This is a genomic window from Moorena bouillonii PNG (assembly GCF_001942495.1).
Taxonomy (GTDB): Bacteria; Cyanobacteriota; Cyanobacteriia; order Cyanobacteriales; family Coleofasciculaceae; genus Moorena; species Moorena bouillonii.
Map to the genome: position 1 here is coordinate 6,347,107 of NZ_MKZS01000001.1, position 17,407 is coordinate 6,364,513.

18 protein-coding genes and 1 pseudogene are annotated in these 17,407 nt (G+C 44.2%); 4 read left to right on the forward strand and 15 right to left on the reverse strand.

Annotated elements, in window-relative coordinates:
* Positions 1-361: 361 nt before the first annotated feature.
* Together BJP37_RS40090 and BJP37_RS25845 are read left to right on the forward strand one after the other, a co-directional pair.
* Entirely contained in the window at positions 362-523 is a 162-nt protein-coding gene (locus BJP37_RS40090; RefSeq protein ID WP_158069782.1) for a hypothetical protein, read from the forward strand.
* A gap of 78 nt (positions 524-601) precedes the next feature.
* Entirely contained in the window at positions 602-1,159 is a 558-nt protein-coding gene (locus tag BJP37_RS25845; protein ID WP_075903118.1) for a pentapeptide repeat-containing protein, read from the forward strand.
* A 70-nt stretch (positions 1,160-1,229) separates the two neighbouring features.
* Here the strand turns inward: BJP37_RS25845 and BJP37_RS43955 are convergent, their stop codons facing one another.
* From BJP37_RS43955 to BJP37_RS25880, 10 genes are all read right to left on the reverse strand, one after another.
* Positions 1,230-1,352, reverse strand: a complete 123-nt coding sequence (locus BJP37_RS43955) for a hypothetical protein (protein ID WP_269087070.1) — start codon at positions 1,350-1,352, stop codon at positions 1,230-1,232.
* Between the two features lie 87 nt (positions 1,353-1,439).
* Complete coding sequence (gene nblD, locus BJP37_RS41535; RefSeq protein WP_198954184.1) at positions 1,440-1,613, reverse strand: NblD family protein; 174 nt, start codon at positions 1,611-1,613, stop codon at positions 1,440-1,442.
* Between the two features lie 183 nt (positions 1,614-1,796).
* A complete protein-coding gene (gene leuS / locus BJP37_RS25850; RefSeq protein ID WP_075903120.1) occupies positions 1,797-4,394 on the reverse strand; it encodes a leucine--tRNA ligase in 2,598 nt (865 codons plus the stop codon).
* Between the two features lie 268 nt (positions 4,395-4,662).
* Positions 4,663-4,797, reverse strand: a complete 135-nt coding sequence (locus tag BJP37_RS43960) for a hypothetical protein (protein WP_269087071.1) — start codon at positions 4,795-4,797, stop codon at positions 4,663-4,665.
* A 161-nt stretch (positions 4,798-4,958) separates the two neighbouring features.
* Entirely contained in the window at positions 4,959-5,174 is a 216-nt protein-coding gene (locus BJP37_RS25855) for a hypothetical protein (RefSeq protein WP_075903122.1), read from the reverse strand.
* On the reverse strand, positions 5,171-5,437 hold the full coding sequence (locus BJP37_RS25860; RefSeq protein ID WP_075903124.1) for a hypothetical protein: 267 nt from the start codon (positions 5,435-5,437) through the stop codon (positions 5,171-5,173). The genes BJP37_RS25855 and BJP37_RS25860 overlap by 4 nt, the downstream gene beginning before the upstream one ends.
* Complete coding sequence (locus tag BJP37_RS25865; RefSeq protein ID WP_075903126.1) at positions 5,437-6,261, reverse strand: class I SAM-dependent methyltransferase; 825 nt, start codon at positions 6,259-6,261, stop codon at positions 5,437-5,439. Before BJP37_RS25865 ends, BJP37_RS25860 begins: the two co-directional genes overlap by 1 nt.
* A gap of 176 nt (positions 6,262-6,437) precedes the next feature.
* Complete coding sequence (locus tag BJP37_RS25870) at positions 6,438-7,409, reverse strand: protochlorophyllide reductase (RefSeq protein ID WP_075903128.1); 972 nt, start codon at positions 7,407-7,409, stop codon at positions 6,438-6,440.
* Between the two features lie 386 nt (positions 7,410-7,795).
* Entirely contained in the window at positions 7,796-8,602 is an 807-nt protein-coding gene (cobA, locus tag BJP37_RS25875; protein ID WP_075903130.1) for a uroporphyrinogen-III C-methyltransferase, read from the reverse strand.
* Positions 8,599-9,417 (reverse strand): sirohydrochlorin chelatase, encoded by an 819-nt coding sequence (locus BJP37_RS25880; RefSeq protein ID WP_075903132.1) that lies wholly within the window; start codon positions 9,415-9,417, stop codon positions 8,599-8,601. The genes cobA and BJP37_RS25880 overlap by 4 nt, the downstream gene beginning before the upstream one ends.
* A gap of 255 nt (positions 9,418-9,672) precedes the next feature.
* On the opposite strand from BJP37_RS25880, the pseudogene BJP37_RS25885 reads away from it, so the two are divergent.
* A pseudogene (locus tag BJP37_RS25885) lies at positions 9,673-11,297 on the forward strand (zinc ribbon domain-containing protein); the annotation flags it as partial.
* A 138-nt stretch (positions 11,298-11,435) separates the two neighbouring features.
* Complete coding sequence (locus BJP37_RS25895; RefSeq protein WP_075903136.1) at positions 11,436-12,083, forward strand: hypothetical protein; 648 nt, start codon at positions 11,436-11,438, stop codon at positions 12,081-12,083.
* Between the two features lie 59 nt (positions 12,084-12,142).
* Here the strand turns inward: BJP37_RS25895 and BJP37_RS25900 are convergent, their stop codons facing one another.
* The 5 genes from BJP37_RS25900 to BJP37_RS25920 form a co-directional block, all read right to left on the reverse strand.
* The gene (locus BJP37_RS25900) at positions 12,143-12,598 is read right to left on the reverse strand and encodes a divergent PAP2 family protein (protein WP_075903138.1); all 456 of its coding nucleotides are present in this window, start codon (positions 12,596-12,598) and stop codon (positions 12,143-12,145) included.
* Positions 12,599-12,819: 221 nt separating this feature from the next.
* On the reverse strand, positions 12,820-13,749 hold the full coding sequence (gene crtE / locus BJP37_RS25905) for a geranylgeranyl diphosphate synthase CrtE (RefSeq protein ID WP_075903140.1): 930 nt from the start codon (positions 13,747-13,749) through the stop codon (positions 12,820-12,822).
* 163 nt (positions 13,750-13,912) lie between these two features.
* A complete protein-coding gene (locus BJP37_RS25910) occupies positions 13,913-14,806 on the reverse strand; it encodes a glycosyltransferase family 2 protein (protein ID WP_075903141.1) in 894 nt (297 codons plus the stop codon).
* Positions 14,803-15,813: a glycosyltransferase family 2 protein gene (locus BJP37_RS25915; RefSeq protein ID WP_075903143.1), complete on the reverse strand. Its 1,011-nt coding sequence runs from the start codon at positions 15,811-15,813 to the stop codon at positions 14,803-14,805. Before BJP37_RS25915 ends, BJP37_RS25910 begins: the two co-directional genes overlap by 4 nt.
* A gap of 31 nt (positions 15,814-15,844) precedes the next feature.
* Positions 15,845-17,407: hypothetical protein (locus BJP37_RS25920; RefSeq protein ID WP_075903145.1), on the reverse strand; the 1,563-nt coding region annotated here is incomplete at its 5' end.

Here is a 17,407-nt window from a genome sequence, read left to right on the forward strand (position 1 = left end):
AAACGTTATACTAAAAATAGTAGGGAAAACAAATTAAGAGCTAACCGCCACCTACGTGCTTAAAAATAGAACTTATTGTATTGTTCCGGCTCGGAGACGAAACCTTAGGATAGTGGAGCCTTAATCATAAAGTTTTAACCAAAGGTGCGCTCTTCTTCGTCGAATTAAATTCGCCACGGGTCGCACCTCTTTTATGCATAGCCTGCTAACCATTTTGGCTCAACTCTTTAAGCGGTAACTTCTGACCGTGTCGTTAATAAAGTAACCCGTGTATCCGTTCGCGCAGCGTCGGCGAAAGCCGATACTGTTGGGTGGAGTTGGTAAGAAGCCCACACTGTAATCTTGGATTCAGTGTGGGAGTATGTCACGAGATGTACCCATTGCGATCGCGTCAATAGGGGCTATAGCAATATTAAGCGGAATTGCTAAAACCTTTGTGTTGCAGGCTAAATCATTTCCTGTTCCCTATTCCCTGTTCCCTATTCCCTGTGCCCTATTCCTTGGGCACAGCGCTATAGTTTAAAAATTTTGGGTAGAAATAATAGGTATTTCTTGAACTTCACTGCCATAATACAGGCAAAACAAGATTTGGCCAGAAATTATGAAATTCAGAATCTTAGGAATTAGTGTACTGCTAGCCTCCTTAGGGTTAATCGCTCCTATCAATGCTCAACAGCGCGAGCAGTATCTACAACTCCTGCAAACTAAGGAATGTCGAAGCTGTGACCTGGTAAATTCTGACCTAGCCAGAGCTGATTTGAGGGAAGCAGACCTGAGATATGCTAACCTCCAGGGAGCCAATCTCAGTGGCGCTAACCTTTCTGATGCCATGCTCGAAAGTGCAGCAATGAGAGTTATTGATGGCACAGGGGCAACCTTCCGCAATGCCAACTTAGATTCAGCCTACGCCACAGGGGCCAACATGAGTCGTGCCGACTTCAGTGGTGCTAGCGTAGTGTGGGCAAATTTCATCAGTGCTGACCTAAGTGGTAGTTCCTTTAGGGGTGCTGATCTCAGTAACACCACCTTTCTGAATGCCAACCTCAATGGTGCTGATTTGAGTGGCGCTAACCTCAGTAACGCTAATTTCATTAACGCTGATTTAACTAACGCTAACCTTGATAATGCTAACCTTACTGGTGCGCAACTTCCTAGGTAAATTAGGGACTGCCAAAGTGAATTAGCAACTATAGCAATTCTCAATGGGGTGAGCTACAAAATCTAGGATTTTAGGGAGTAGGGAGTAGGGAGTAGGGAGTAGCTGCATCGGGCACAGATCGGGGGTGAGTTAGGAAAACTTCTGTATACCTCATAAACCTGGTAATTACTACTACTTCATTATTTTTTCCCACTTCCCACTTCCCTGCTCCCTGCTCCCTGCTCCCTGCTCCCTGCTCCCTAAAACCAGGCAGGAAAGTACCTTACCCCATTGATAATTGCTATGGGTTCTTATTAATGCACCCTGGTTTCTGAACATACTGACAAACGCGCTGGTAAAGGATAGCTCTTGTTCCTACTGGTCCGACTTTAAAGATGACTCTATCCTCTACTTGCCCTCCTGGTATGATCTTGACACCACAGATAGGACAGACTTGTGGATTTTGTTCAGACATAGCTGTTGGTAAATGAACCTGATGAATTGTTTCTTAACCTAATATATAGCTCTGGGCACAGGGAATAGGAAATAGGGAATAGCTCCATTACCTATCCCCTGCGTGGCACAGGCTTCTAGCCTGTGACATACTGCATGAGCTGATAGCTCCGTTACCTATCCCTTACGCTATCGCTTTTTCCTATCAAACCACTACAAAGTTTACCAATTTACCAGGTACGACAATTACCTTCTTAATCTCCTTACCCTCTAGATATCGCTGTGCTACCTCAGATTCCCGAGCATAGGTTTCCAAAGCTGCCTTATCTGAGTTAGCTGGAACTTGAATAGTGCCGCGAGTTTTGCCTTTGATTTGAATAACTAAGGTAATTTCATCGGCCACTAAAGCATCAGGATCATACTCCAGCCACGGTTGATTGTGTATGGATGAGCTATGACCCAGACTATGCCAAAGTTCTTCAGCAATATGGGGAGCAAAGGGAGCAAGTAATGTAATCAAGGTTTCAATGCCTTCTTTATAGACCGGGGAGTCTTTACACTTAGCATCAGTAATCCCGTTACTTAGTTTCATCAATTCCGAAACCGCCGTATTAAATTGATACTCCCCTTCTAAATCCTCAGTTACCTCTTTAATCGCGATATGAATTGCTCGTCGTAAGTCTTTTTCCGGTTTAGTTAAATCACCATTAGACGGGCTAGGTTTAGTGCTACCATTAACGGCGAAATCCGATACTAAACGCCAGACACGATTAAGGAAACGGAATTGCCCTTCTACATCAGCATCATCCCATTCCAAATCTTTTTCTGGTGGTGCTTTAAACAAGATAAACATCCTAGCGGTATCGGTACCGTATTTAGCTACTACATCTTCTGGTGCGACACCGTTGTATTTAGACTTAGACATTTTTTCATAGAATACCGCCAACGGTTCCCCAGTCTCTGGATCTTTAGGGTCATTGGGATCGATATCTACAACAGCGAAATATTTACCGGTTTTGGTATTTTTGTAAGCCGTATTCTGCACCATCCCCTGAGTTAACAGACGTTGGAACGGTTCATCAATGTTTAGTAAACCGCGATCGCGCAATACCTTAGTAAAGAATCGCGAGTAGAGCAAGTGCAAAATAGCATGTTCGATGCCCCCTACATACTGATCCACTCCCATCCAATCATTGGTTTTGTTGGAATCAAACACAGCGGAGTCATTCTTGGCATCGGGATAACGTAAGAAATACCAGGAGGAATCGATAAAGGTATCCATAGTATCGGTTTCCCGTTTAGCTGGTGTACCGCAATTGGGACAAGGTACATTCACCCAACTGTCTAATTGAGCCAAGGGAGAAAGACCACGTCCGCTAAAGTCCACATCTTCTGGTAACTCTACTGGCAGGTCTTGGTCTGGCACTGGCACTGTGCCGCAGTTAGGACAATGAATCACAGGGATAGGGGCACCCCAGTAACGCTGGCGAGAGATTAACCAATCTCGGAGGCGATACTGCACTCGGGCTTTGCCCCAGCCCTGTTGTTCAGCATAGTCAATAATTCCGGTCTTGGCCTTGACGGAATCCATGCCATTGAATTGGTCAGAATTCACGACAATGCCCGGTTCCGTGTAAGCCGCTTCTAGAGGAGTGTCATTAACTGTCTCGACATCATCTGAGGTTGGGACAATCACCACTTTGATGGGTAATTGCTTTTCTTTGGCAAACTTAAAGTCTCTGGCATCATGAGCTGGTACTCCCATCACGGCACCAGTACCATACTCATACAGCACATAGTCAGCAATCAAGATCGGGATTTCGTCCCCAGTGAAGGGATTAATTGCTTTACCACCAGTGGGAATCCCTCGCTTGGGCTTATCCTCCGCTGTCCGTTCCAATTCACTTTGGTTACTGACTTCCTCAATGAAGGCTTCAACTGCAGCCTTTTGGTCAGGGGTAGTGACTTTTGCGGTCAAGGGATGTTCCGGTGCTAGCACCACATAGGTAACGCCATAAACCGTATCTGGACGAGTGGTGAATACACCAATTTTGTTATCTAAGCCCTGATCTGAGCTGTCATCTAAGCCCACAATGGGAAATTCTAGATAAGCACCAACAGATTTACCAATCCAGTTGGCCTGCATCAGCTTCACCCGTTCTGGCCAACCGGTTAAGGTATCCAAGTCCTTGAGCAATTCTTCGGCATAGTCGGTAATTTTAAGGAACCACTGACGCAACAGTTTCCGTTCGACCTTGGCACCAGAACGCCAGGAACGTCCTTCACTATCTACTTGCTCATTGGCTAGCACGGTCTGATCGACGGGGTCCCAGTTTACTGCTGCTTCTTTCTGGTAGGCCAGTCCAGCGTTGAAGAACTGTAAGAAAATCCACTGAGTCCATTTGTAATAGTCCGGCGAGCAAGTGGTTACTTCACAATCCCAGTCATAGGACAGTCCGAGGCGCTTCAATTGCGATCGCATTTGGGAAATGTTTTGGTATGTCCACTTAGCCGGATGAATCCCGCGAGCGATCGCAGCATTTTCTGCCGGTAATCCAAAGGCATCCCAACCCATGGGGTGAAGTACGCGATAGCCTTGCATCCGGCTTTTCCTGGCAATCACATCAGTAATTGTATAGTTACGGACATGACCCATGTGCAGGTTACCCGATGGATAGGGGAACATGGACAGAGCATAGAATTTCGGCTTGTCAGTTTCTGTGGGGGTTTGGTACAAGCCTTGCTCTTCCCAAATTTGTTGCCATTTTTCCTCTATCTCGGTGGGGTTGTATTGTGACTGCACAAGTGATACTCCTCAGGTATGATTTCCGAAAATGTGGCGTTGAAAGCCCCTGGCTTCAGACATGGGGATGAAAACGCCACCAACAAACAACATTCTGATTAGTCTATGCTACAATCTTTTGTCGTAGATGACAAAGATAAACATGATCATCTATGAGATGAAGTTATAATTCAAAAAATACCCATACAAAAGCTTGGATTAAGTCATCTGTACTGGTAATTCCTGTTCATGTATTTGAGCAAAATTTTTTTTTTATCGCCAGAAGTAATTAATTCTCGTTCAAACTACTTTTTCGGAGTTCGGTAAGCTCCTCTTTTAAGGTGACGGCATGTTTACTCAGTAGCGTCGGAATATCCCTCCCCATACGGATAAAAGCAGCGATGGCGATGCGTTGTTCTCCCAAGGCTTCATAGACAATATAATGTTCTCTAACAGGAAATAAACACAGAGAGCTATCCCCTGTCAGCTCCTGGCGTTTCGCAACTTTTTGATGCTTAAGGGCGATAAACTGTGCTGCTTTTTTGAAGATAGTTTTTCCTAGTCACAATCCTGATTATCTTCTTCTCAAATATCGAGGATAGATTCCGGGACAAATTCTTGATTCCTAATTTCCCCTAGCCCTTGGATAATGTCGGACACAATCAAATAGTCCTGCATATCCCGACGAATCAAATCCCGGATGTATTCGCTAGGGGTTGCATAGACATCATTATCGCTTGCCCGCATATCAACATAGCGGCGTAGTTTATCGGTGAGCTGGATATTCAGGCTGCTGCTCATTGCGATTCTTTGTAAGCGAAGAAACCTTTCAACACTCTAGCATTAATGGCATTAAACAACAATATTTGCCATTTGCTATATTCACACAAAATAAACAACATTCCAGGGCGCACAGCGTAGTAGGGTGCGTTAGGGACGGGCGAGCCCTCATTTTTTCGGTAGCCAGTGTTAGGATAGTCCGTACCGTAACGCACCACCGGGTCAAACTGATAGCTGATAGCTGATAGCTGATAGCTGATAACTGATAGCTGAAAGCTTACCACTAGATTTTTTTAGCAATCTGAAGAACAGAGAGATAAGACGTTTCGAGACTATTACCCACTTCTAGCTCTAGTATTTCCTTCACCCCTTGAAACAAAGACTCTCGCTGCTGGTGGTCTAAAGCTATATAAGGTGATAAAGTACTCAAAAGCGCTAGATAATTATCAATACTATAGGTAACGTTACATACCAACTGTTCCGATACTAAGTCTTGGAATTTCCCGGAATTAATAACAGTTTCTGCAATTTTGCTGAGGTTCTGTTGATGAGTTTCTATCTCTTCACAGGGTTTCAGAGAGGGAGCGTAAGTTTGATAGACCTGATTCAACAGTTGGCAAACTTCATGGTTCGGTTGAGGGGGAGTATTCCATAGCAAAATCAGAAACCCATTCTCTTTTAGAGCATCAGCTGCTTTTTGATACCGGATCTCTTGGGAAATCCAATGAAAAGAAGTGGCGGCTAACACAGCATGGAATTTACCAGTTTCTAGCTGCCATTCTTCAAAGGTACTATTAATAAGTTCTACATCTGGATATTGGCTACAGTTATGTCGCGCTAGCTGACAAGATTCCTGGCTGGGTTCAATAGCAACTATAGAGAAGCCCAAGTCAGCAAATGCTGTCGTAGCAATCCCCGGACCGCATCCCACTTCAAGAATAATGGCATCGGAAGGAAGTTGGGCTAACTCCACGGCACGGTTAATCAGTTGCTGAGGATAGCGTGGTCTAGCCTGGTCGTAGGCTTCTGCAACAGAAGAATACCAATTTTTTTTCTCTTCCAAGTCTTTAGACTGGATAGCATTAAGTAGTTGTTTAATATCTTTCATCGTAAGCATTCAGCTATCAGCTGTCAGCCGTGAGCTGAAGCTCACGCTACGCGAACAGCTTAACATAAACCTCAAAAGGTAGAATTTAATAGTTCGAAATTAATCAGAATTTAAAGTCTCGGGAAAAGCCCAAGGCTGACGGCTGACGGCTGACAGCTGAATGCTTAAATTTACTATCACCCTAGTCCAACTAACTTTTCGCTCAATTCCCACAAGCGCTTAGCTTTAGAATCATCCATTGCTTCATTAGAAACTTCTTGAATAAAGGACTTACGACCTTCTTTTTGTCGATTACCCCAGCTCCAGTAAACACCGGATTTATTATAGTTAGGATCAGCAACTACTGTTGCTAGTCTATCCCCTGCTAATTCCTGGGACACATAGCCTCCAGTAATGTTTTTCTGGAACAATGGGAATAGTTTCTGGAACAGAGAATAGTGATTGCGGAATAGAGCGGTTTCAGCAACACATCCTGGATAAAGGGAGTTGAAAACTATTCCGGTAGAGTCATGATAGCGGTGGTGAAGCTCTCGCATGGTCAGCATGTTACAGAGTTTGCTGTCCTTGTAAGCTTTGCCAGATTTAAAGGCTTTGCCATTAATCATTGAGATCGGGGGTTTGAATCCTTCTTCAAAACCCTTGAGGTCTCCCAGGTCTGGAGGTGCTGGAATCGGAATCTTTCCTCCCAATTCCTTGGGATTAGCAGTGACAGTTCCCACAATCACTAGCCTTGGTTGGGAAGAGGATGAATTCTTCAAATCCTCTAGCATCAGATTACACAGGAGGAAATGACCGAGGTGATTGGTAGCAACGCTCAATTCATATCCCTCGGGATTTCGCAACGGTTCCTTTAATAACGGCAGATAGATGGCAGCATTGCACACCAAGGCATCGAGGGATCTGCCGGTTGCTCTGAAGGCATTCACAAACTGCCGGACACTAGCAAAGCTAGCTAAGTCAATATATAGCGCTGTATAGCTGTCTTTTGGTATTCCCACCTCTTGGGCAGCTTTTTCAGCTTTATCCAGATTCCGACAAGCCATCACCACATGCCATCCCCAGGTTTGGGCAAGAGCTCTGGCGGCTTGCAAACCAACTCCCGAGGAGGCCCCTGTAATAATGACCGTTGATTTATGATCGTTTTCCATTTTGTTTAAAACTGGCCTATTGATCGTAACTTTATTAGGCTCTCACACTAAGTTGCGATCAAAGATACTATCTTCGGTTAGAGTTTTAAGCTTACAGGTAGCCAGTTACAGGTTGAAGGTTGAAGGTTGAAGGTTACAGGTTACAAGGTTGAAGGTTGAAGGTTGAAGGTTACAGGTTACAAGGTTGAAGGTTGAAGGTTGAAGGTTGAAGGTTCCAGGTAGCCAGTTACAGGTTGAGGGTTAACAGGTTGAAGGTTACAGGTTACAGGTAGCCAGTTACAGGTTACAGGTTACAGGTTCTAAGCTTCAACCGCTTAACTTTAAACCCCTTAACCTTCAACCGGTTAACCTTCAACCGGTTAACCTTCAACCGCCTTCAACCGCCTTCAACCGCCTTCAACTTTCAACGGTGAAAACCCTTCAAGCTGTTGCAACTTGACCACATTACCAATGACTGCGATCGCAGGAGCAGAAAACTGTGTTTCCTCAACCTGAGCCACAATGGTCTCTAAGGTTCCAACCAACTGTTCGGAGTCAGGTCGTGTGCCCCAGCGAATCAGCACTACTGGTGTCTGGGGATTTAATCCTGCTTCACACAATTGGGTGACAATCCGAGGCAGATTATGAACTCCCATATAAATCACAATGGTTTCTGAGCCATTTGCGATCGCATTCCAATTCACCTGAGGTCGATACTTGCCCACTGACTCATGACCTGTGACAAAGGTAACGGAAGAACTATAATCCCGATGGGTCAATGGAATACCCAGATAGGCTGGTGCTGCAATCCCGGAGGTTACCCCTGGTACCACCTCCACTGGCACCCCTGCCGCGATCAAATCCCCCATTTCCTCACCACCACGACCAAACACAAAGGGGTCTCCCCCTTTCAGCCGTACCACCACGGCATGAGAGTGGGCCTTTTCAATCAACAGCTCAGTTGTCTGTTGCTGCAACATCGAATGACGACCCCTGCGCTTTCCGGCATTAATCTGTTCCGCCTGGGGATTAATCATCTTCAACACTTGCGGACTGACTAGGGCATCATAAACTACCACATCTGCAAATTCTAATAACCCCTTTCCCTTCAAAGTCATCAATCCGGGGTCTCCAGGACCTGCCCCAACCAAATATACCTTACCCAAACATTGATTGCTCACTACCTTCGCGTCCTTGATGTCTTCGTGGTTCATTGCTGCCTAATCCCATCCATAATCAAATCCACTAATCCCTCACTCACACCAATCGGTTTCCCGAGATTCAACTGTACTTGAGGGAACTTTTGCTGTATCTCCAGTAACATTTGTGCGATCGCATCGGTAATTCCTCCCTCAAACAGAAAATATGCCAAAATGGCAATCCTTTTTGCACCAGACTCTGTTAGTATAGAGACCTGCTCCCAAAGGGACGGCTGTACTGACCAGTAGGCCGCCACAGCCCCCAACTGGTTAGCTACAGCCCCCGTTTCTTCTTGACCCCCAGGGCGGCTCGTTCCATGGGACAACAAAATCTTGGCATCGCCATCTAGCCTTGCCCATTGATTTGTCAACAGCCTCACCAAAGCCGGATTAGCTCCCAAATGAGGCAGTAGATGAATCACAATTTCACTACCTACGTTATGTTGCGCTAGAGATACTTGCCAAGGAATATCCTCCATGACATGTACTCCCCGCAATAGAAATAGGGGCAATAGTTTCAATTCCTTACAGCCAGCCCCTTTAGCGAGCTGAGCAAATCGGACAATTTGCTCATGTAGGGGTATATCAGCTAGTTCTAAAGTGGCTGTACCTACCAAAGGTTGACTAGAAAGACCGTTAGCGGTTAACAGATCACCGTCACCACTGCTGCCCTGTGGTGAGATTGTCGGTAAGATTGTCTGTGTAGCCTTAGCTTGCTCAGAGGAGGCTAGTCGAATTCGCAGCAACTGAGCCAATTGTTCCATAGCCCGCTGGGGACGTAGGTCATTGCTGCCGTGGGAGATTAACAGATACGCAGATGAGGGTGACAACGGTATACTGAACTACCTTGATCGAATGTGTTAATTAATACTATCTTCCCTAGAGAGACAATTTTGTATAAACTATTTCTTAAGAATGTTGCATTGTGCTAATTTCCCTGCTAATGCACCAGCATGACGCCACCAGTCACGCAATCAAGTCCCAAAAAATCGGGATAAAACGAGATTTAAAGTCATAATTCGGACATTGACATTTCATTAGCGCTAGAGTATAATTGAGACATAGGATACACGAGTTTTGTGACGATGCCAAGAAAAGTAGGAGCAACAAAAAGGATATCGACTCAAATCGTCCCTGTGGTAGGGATGACCAAGTCGGTTGAACTTGAATTGCTGTCTACGATGAGAAAGCTAGGCGTCGTTAGGGCTGAGTCTTACAACAAACTGGGAAGCATTAACCATTGGGGACTGGACTGGAAAAAGGCCATCCCGGAAGTAAAGAGCTTCAGGACTCCCGATACCCTGGGGCTGCCTGCTAAATTAATGGATTGGACTATCAATGATGTAGCGAAAGCTATTACAGCTCAGCAAGCAGCCTGTATCGATGCGGTAACAAAGAAAATCTATAGAAGGTTTACAGGGATTGAGAACCAAAAGACCAGAAAAGAACTTTGCAAACAGATTAAGACCTTAGCTTTTCTGGACAATCCACTTCTTCACAGACTTGTTAGGAAGGAATTTCAGAGAGGGCACTCTTGGGTTAAAAATCAAATAGTCTATCAACAAGTAGGATATAGCTGTAAGCGACTCTCTCGTAATACTTATCAGCTAGAAGTAGCAGGACGAATAAGAGGAAAAAGAAACAAAATAATTGTCAGGTCTAATCGTAAAATAAAAGGGCAGATTAGACTGATTTACAATCAACTATCGCCAAGGTTTGAAATTCATTTCCTTGTAGACCATGGGACTGTAGAAATCCCCGCTGAACGTCGCTCTGTAGGAGTAGACAAGGGATACACAGAGGCTTTCTATGACTCAGAGGGGCAGGCGCACGGGAAAGGCTTGGGTAAAATAGCTACCAGAAAGTCCGTTCGCGTAGCGTGGCCTTTTGGCCATCGTATATGTGCAAAAAACCGCCACAGGGGAAAACTCTGGGCGCTTCATAGAAAACTGGAAAAAATCGACCCAGCTAAGTCTGCTCGAATACTCCGCAATAATCTAACCAGAAAGACAGAAAACAAGCGCTACAGGCAAAATCAATCAGAGATTACGGCTGTCATAGGAGCGGCATCAAAGTCTCTTTTTAAGGGAGAATCATTAAAAGTATTTGCTGTTCGCGAAGCGTGGCCTACGGCCTCAGATTTAACACGACCAATAAAGAACAAACGTCAGTCCAAAACCATGTCTCGCAAGCTTAATAGTTGGATGAAGGGTCAAATGCGGGACTCCTTACAAAAATGGGCTGATTGGACTGGTTCAGTCGTGACAGAAGTTCAGCCTAGTTACACGTCGCAAATTGACTCCAGGAATGGAACCCTTTTAGGGGAAAGGACTGGGGACAGTTTTACCGGATTTGATGGGGTCGTGTTACAGGCTGACTATAATGCTGCCAAAAATATCCTTGACAGAGGTACGGATAGGGAAATTACTCGGTACATGAGTAAGACCGAGGTTCAGGCAGTATTGCTGCGTCGTACCGCGCGTTTCTTGGTTAGAAGTTACCGTCAGAATAAGGCAGCCTTTATGGTTTGTCGGCTATGGGTAAAAGGTTTAAAACTTTATGATTAAGGCTGCCTTATTCTAAGGTTTCGTCTCCGGAAGGGATGGGACTGAGTCTGCTTGATGCAGTTGAGCTTGGTTGGATTGATTGTAAACATAGCAAAACTCAGGCTTTCAAGCAACTCCTGGTCGAGATGCCAGGAACGTCCAGACAGATGGGTGGAAAGTTCAACTCCAATTACTGCATGACCACTCCTCACTTGGACAACAATAAATTGCACCTTGACCGTTTCATACTGGATTATCCCGATTAATGACGGTTTAAGAGTATCTCTACTATCTAATCATCTATGACCAGGGAAACAATACAGTTTATTTTACAAATTTTCTCGATAGCACTGGCTGCTTTAGCTAGTGTCTTTGATGCGGTTTATGCTCAACCAATAGCTCCTCAATGCCAACCACCACAAAACGGTGAGTACATTTTGTTAGTGCTTAGCCGAATTAGGAAAAATCACCAACAAATTCAACGAATTTTACCAAGTAGCGCAAAAACTGATTTTTGTCAATATTTGGAAGATAGAGTAACTCGGGTTGGGGGTTTCAGAGGGATTAACGATGCTAAAGATTGGGCACGCTATCTGGATCAGGTAGTGGGATACTCAGCTTTTGTAGTTCAATCTCCACCGTCAAGCCAGCCTAATACTATACAGCCTACTACAATACCAGGTTATACTCCTCAGGGATTGGGTGATGGTTATGCAGTTCTGGTGGACTACTTCAATCAACCAGAAGTGGCATCCCGACTAGAGCAACTACTGGGCGTCAATGTTGGCTTGGTTTCTTATGCTCAGCGACCTTACTTACTGACAGTACACACAACTAGTGAAACCCAAGCTAACTCAATCTTAAGGCGACTGAGCGCAGAGGGTTTTTGGGCAATGGTTGTTGATAGTCGCCGAGTTACCCTACTAAAACGTAAGGTGGTTCGCTTTTAACTAGTTCCGTTTGAACTAGGTAATGGCAAATTACTAATTAAAATTACTAATTAACACGATCAATAAGCCGTTGCTGCTATACAAGAAATAGCGATACCTAATACCAAACCAACAAGCACCTGAAAGGGTGTATGACCTAATAATTCCTTAAGGCGGTCTTCTTTCAACTCTTTGTCTTCGCTAAACAACTCATCGATAATTTGGTTGAGAATTCGAGCTTGCTTACCGGCAGCTTGCCGGACACCAGCAGCATCATACATGACTATGATCGCAAACACTAAAGCGATCGCAAACTCTGGAGAAGCCCATCCTACTGTTTGTCCTACACCAAATGCCAAGGCAGTGACTAATGCTGAGTGAGAACTAGGCATTCCACCAGCAGTCACCAGTATCCGAAGATTAAGTTTGCGATTTTTGGTTAGATCAACCACAAACTTAAATAGTTGAGCCACCAGACAAGCAATGAGCGCAACCAGCAACACCTGGTTGTTTAGGATGTCGCTAAAGTCCTGCATAATTATTTATTTTAAATTGGTCATTGGTCATCGATAACTCAGCATTGGGGAAACGATGAAGTATGAAGGATCAAGTATGAATTATGAAGTATGTTCCCCCGATAGCGTCCCTTCTAGGGTATAATCAAGGGTAAAGTATGTTTGTTTTTGGTGTTCCTGTAGGCTAGGATTAAACACTTCATCCTTTAACTGTCGTTGGCCTTACCCCAATACCAAGTACCTTAATGAGTGCGATTCACAATAAAGTCAGCGATCGCAATCAGGGGTTGAGCCTTTTCCCCAAAGGATTCAATTTGAGCTTTTGCTTCATTCACCAGCTCCTGGGCTTTGGTTTTTGATGCCTCTAGCCCCCAGAGGCTAGGATAAGTTGCCTTTTGTGCTTTAACATCCTTACCTGCCGTTTTACCCAGTTCCTCCTGGGTAGCAGTGATATCTAGGATGTCATCGACAATTTGAAATGCTAAACCAATATTTTGGGCATATTTGGATAGCCTTTGTAAGTTAGCTGTCGTTGCCCCTGCCAATATTCCACCACAAACTACACAGGCTTCTAACAAAGCACCAGTTTTATGAGTATGGATAAAGGTGAGCGTTTCTTCTTTAATATCCGATTTACCTTCTGATTCGAGATCAAGCACTTGACCCCCAACCAATCCGGATGCCCCGACTGCTTTACCCAACCAAGCAACTACCTGCAAAACTTGGGGAGCTGGTACATTTTTAGTTTGAGCCGCCGCATATTCAAATGCATAAGCTAATAAACCATCACCTGCGAGAATGGCAATGTCCTCACCAAATACTTTGTGGTTAGTTAGTTTACCCCGACGGTAATCGTCATTGTCCATTGCTGGTAGGTCATCATGAATCAATGACATGGTATGGATCATTTCCAGAGCGCAGGAGGTTGGCATTGCCATCTCCACCGTGCCACCCATCAGCTCACAGGTAGCTAGGCACAGAATCGGGCGCAAGCGTTTACCTCCAGCCAAAAGAGAATAACGCATTGCCTCGTAAATTTTGTCGGGCTCCATTCGGGGCAGAGCCTGGTCTAAAGCTGACTCAATTAGAGCCTTTCGGTCTTTTAAGTAAGTTAGTAAGTCTAAACTTGGGGATTCCCTCTTGGGGGTAGGTCGCCCCTCCGTCGCTACCATGCCTTGATTCCTTGATTATCTGATTCCTCTAACAATTTTACGGGGCTGGGGGTCTTCTTGAAACTCCCTTGTCTAATTCTCCTGCTTCTCGTTTGATGGACAAAACTCTATTACTGATGGTATTTACGATTGTCGAGTTGTGAAATTTATCAGTAGCGCTAAACTAAAGTCTAACCCTGTCAATCCCCACATTTAATATGTTCATAAAACTTACAACACAGATTTTTAATATTTTTATGGGGTATATCAAAAGCAAAACCAAGAACCAAGAACTGACGAAATAGGCTGCCAGCAAAGTAAGCACTGGAAACAACATTCCCCAAAGCCATATTTTTATTGATTCCTTTACACAAAAAGCACCTGGACTTTTCATGTGCAACATCATTCCCTGAGCAAAAGCATAGCCTGACCTTGTCATCCTTTTCCACCACTGTGAAAAAGAAGACATACAAGAATCATGAACCGCCATTTCGTCTCTCACTCTAATAATTCGTTTGCCTGCCATTTGAAGCCTAAAACACAACTCAGGCTCTTCTCCAGCAATAACCAAATTATTAAAACCGTCAACCTGACTAAAATACTCAACCTTGGCCATAAAAATACCGCCGCAGTTATTTATCTCGCCTGCGTCACCCCACCACTCAATATCCCATATGCGATTATATATGGAATAATCTTTATCCTTTTCTCGAAGAGAGCCACGAACAATCGCAACATCTTTATTTTCCTCGTTAGAAAAAGTCGATCGCGCTTTCTTGAACCAACCATCCTGAACTTCGCAATCACCATCGACAAACTGTACATATCTTATTTTCGGATAATGCTCTTTAATTTTCTGAAACCCTGAATTTCTGGCAAAAGCAGCAGACAATGGAAGTGACGAATCCAGTTGAATAATATCAGACGAAAACTCTCTTGCTATTTCAACGCTATTATCTGAAGATCCAGAATCTACATATATCAACAGGCCGTCATGACATTTTCGTACTGACTGAAAACAACCTCTTAATCGAGCCCCCTCATTTCGCCCTATAACAACCACCCCTACATCATTCATAAGCGCCTCAATTCAGCTTTTTTCCGAAAAGCCTTAAAGGAAACAAGATACAAAAAGTCACCTGCCAATAAATCCCAGAATAAGAGAGATGGTTCTCCGTTCTCTTTTCGGTACTTCGTTTTATAAAGAATAATATTACGAAGATAAAAACCTATGCGACCTAGAGCCCAAAACACATCTACTGCAACTAGCCCCCAAACGCCTAACGTTTTGATTAAATAGCGCCTTCTTGACTCGAACCAGTAACTTTTTTGTCTACCTTGCTTATTGATGCCTGTTGCAACACCCTCTATATGTACTACCGTCGATTTTGGGTAATACCATATTTGAAAATTACTTTTTTTCGCTCGATAGCAATAGTCAACCTCTTCGTAATATAAAAAGTACTGCTCATCCAAAAGCCCAATGGCATCAATCACTTTATCCCTAATAATCATCGACGCGCCAGACACCCAGTCACACTCATGAGGCGTATCACTTTGTGGCATGTGGATTTTATGTTTATTCAAAAATCGACTGACAACACCTAACCTAGCTCCTTGCTCAAACTCACTCAAAACTGTTGGAAACCTTCTGGCTATATGGTGCTTCTCTCCATCCGGATAAATGAGCCCTGTTCCAGCTATACCCACTTCAGGGTTTTTATCCATAAAACTCACCAAGCGATATAGACCGCTATCTAGTATCAGTGTATCCGGATTTAACAGGTACACATACTTCAGTTGGGGGCGATCTCTATACGCCATTTTGATGGCTCTATTATTACCGTAGGAAAAACCACCATTTCTCTGCATAGCGGCAACAGTGACCCAGTCGCTCCAGCCTCTTTTATGGACACAATCTTTTATTTCTTCAAAGGAGTTATCGCCCGAATTGTTATCTACAACATACACATACATTCCAGGCAAGAGTGGCCTATCTGAATCAATTGATTCAAGGCACTTCATTGTCATCTCTGGTGTTCGATAATTGACAATGGCAACTGCAAATTCTGTTGTGCTTCTCATATAAAAGGCCTTGGCAGTATTTCCACTACCTTTATTCCGAACACCCTCTCCACCAACAAGGTCTTTTGTTGGTATGCATCAGGGCTCTCCACTTTGGCGAACTGGGTTGGGTAATATACTCAAGAGCCCCCCAACTACCATGCTTACCAGGAATAGAGACATCGACAAAGTGCATAAACAACCCTCCGCCAGCCTTCTTCCAGCTCTGGAAGTTTCTCTGATAAAGGTTATACATTCGCTCATCACGATTTAGGCGAATATGTAAACCAATGAAATTCTCATCATCTTGAGTATCATGAAAGTTTCCTGTGATGTGCTGCCCCCCTTCATAAGCAACCAACTGAAGTCCTAATTTTTTGGCCACCCCAGCGTGATACTCATATACATCCTGCATTGTTTTTGCACTATATTCACATTCAAAGTGGCGGCTATCCAGCGCTTGTTCATACGCTTTTTGCATCCCCCCATCCGGCTCTTTAAGCCATTTCTCCACTTCACGGTTGCCAGAGTCATTTTCATAATTATTGATGCAGCCAGTGAAATAACCCGCTATGGCAATAGAATCTATACCATGCTCGTAACACGCACTCTGCCTTTGCTTCCATAAAGGGCACTCCAAAGCAGGCGTTTCCAGGCCAAACCATGATGCCTGCGCCCCCAGAACACAATTTACTCTATGAGAGTCATCAATGAATACTTCTTTTTTCCATATGTCGCAAATGCCGGCTGTTCTCATACCATGCCATTGCATGTAAGCATCGCCCTCCGCTCCCCAGAGTTTTTTACTTTCTGAAAGCGCAAAATGAGTCTGCGGAAATATCCAGTTCCACACTTCATTGGAATGTTCAACATAGGCTGTCAATTTATTATCCAGCCGCTCTTTCACCATAACCGCAAAATTGTGAATATAGTTTGAATTTGCCTTGTGGGGCATATTGAACCAGGGGTCAGCTCCAACAATATTTGCAAGCAACACCATATACTCTAATGGAACACCTTTTTTTGCAAAGCTGCGATCGTTTATGGTAGGTCTATTCTCCCACTCCTGTTGCTCCGAACCATTGGTAACCATCCAATCCATAAATCGCAAAGCACGGAAAACTTTAACCCGCTCTATAAAGTCTGGATTGAAAACTGCCCCACGATCAAATGCCTGAATATGCTTTTCTGGAACTATCGTGATATCTCTAAGTGGGTCTTCACTATCAAACCCAACAACTCGAATAAAACAACTATCGTGCCCTACTTGTATTAAGTCACCACCATACGCCTTACTAACTTCTTTGACACACCCGCCATAGTCAAGATGCCCTTTGCCCTTCCACCTAACTACATAAGAGTTATATACAATAGGCATTTCTTCAATGTTAGTTAAAAAAACAGTGCCCGCAGTCACTCCTGACTCCACACTCTTTAACCACCCATAACGATCTACCTCTATTCCTTCAGATGTCCGCCGATCCCAGTCATACCATTCCCTCGACCAATGCATAACATTAAGAAATGGAAACTGTGAAGACCAGTCGGCTAAACCGTTCAAGCCAACACCAATAGAACTGCTTTGCTTCAAGTTTGATACATGTACAACTTCTTC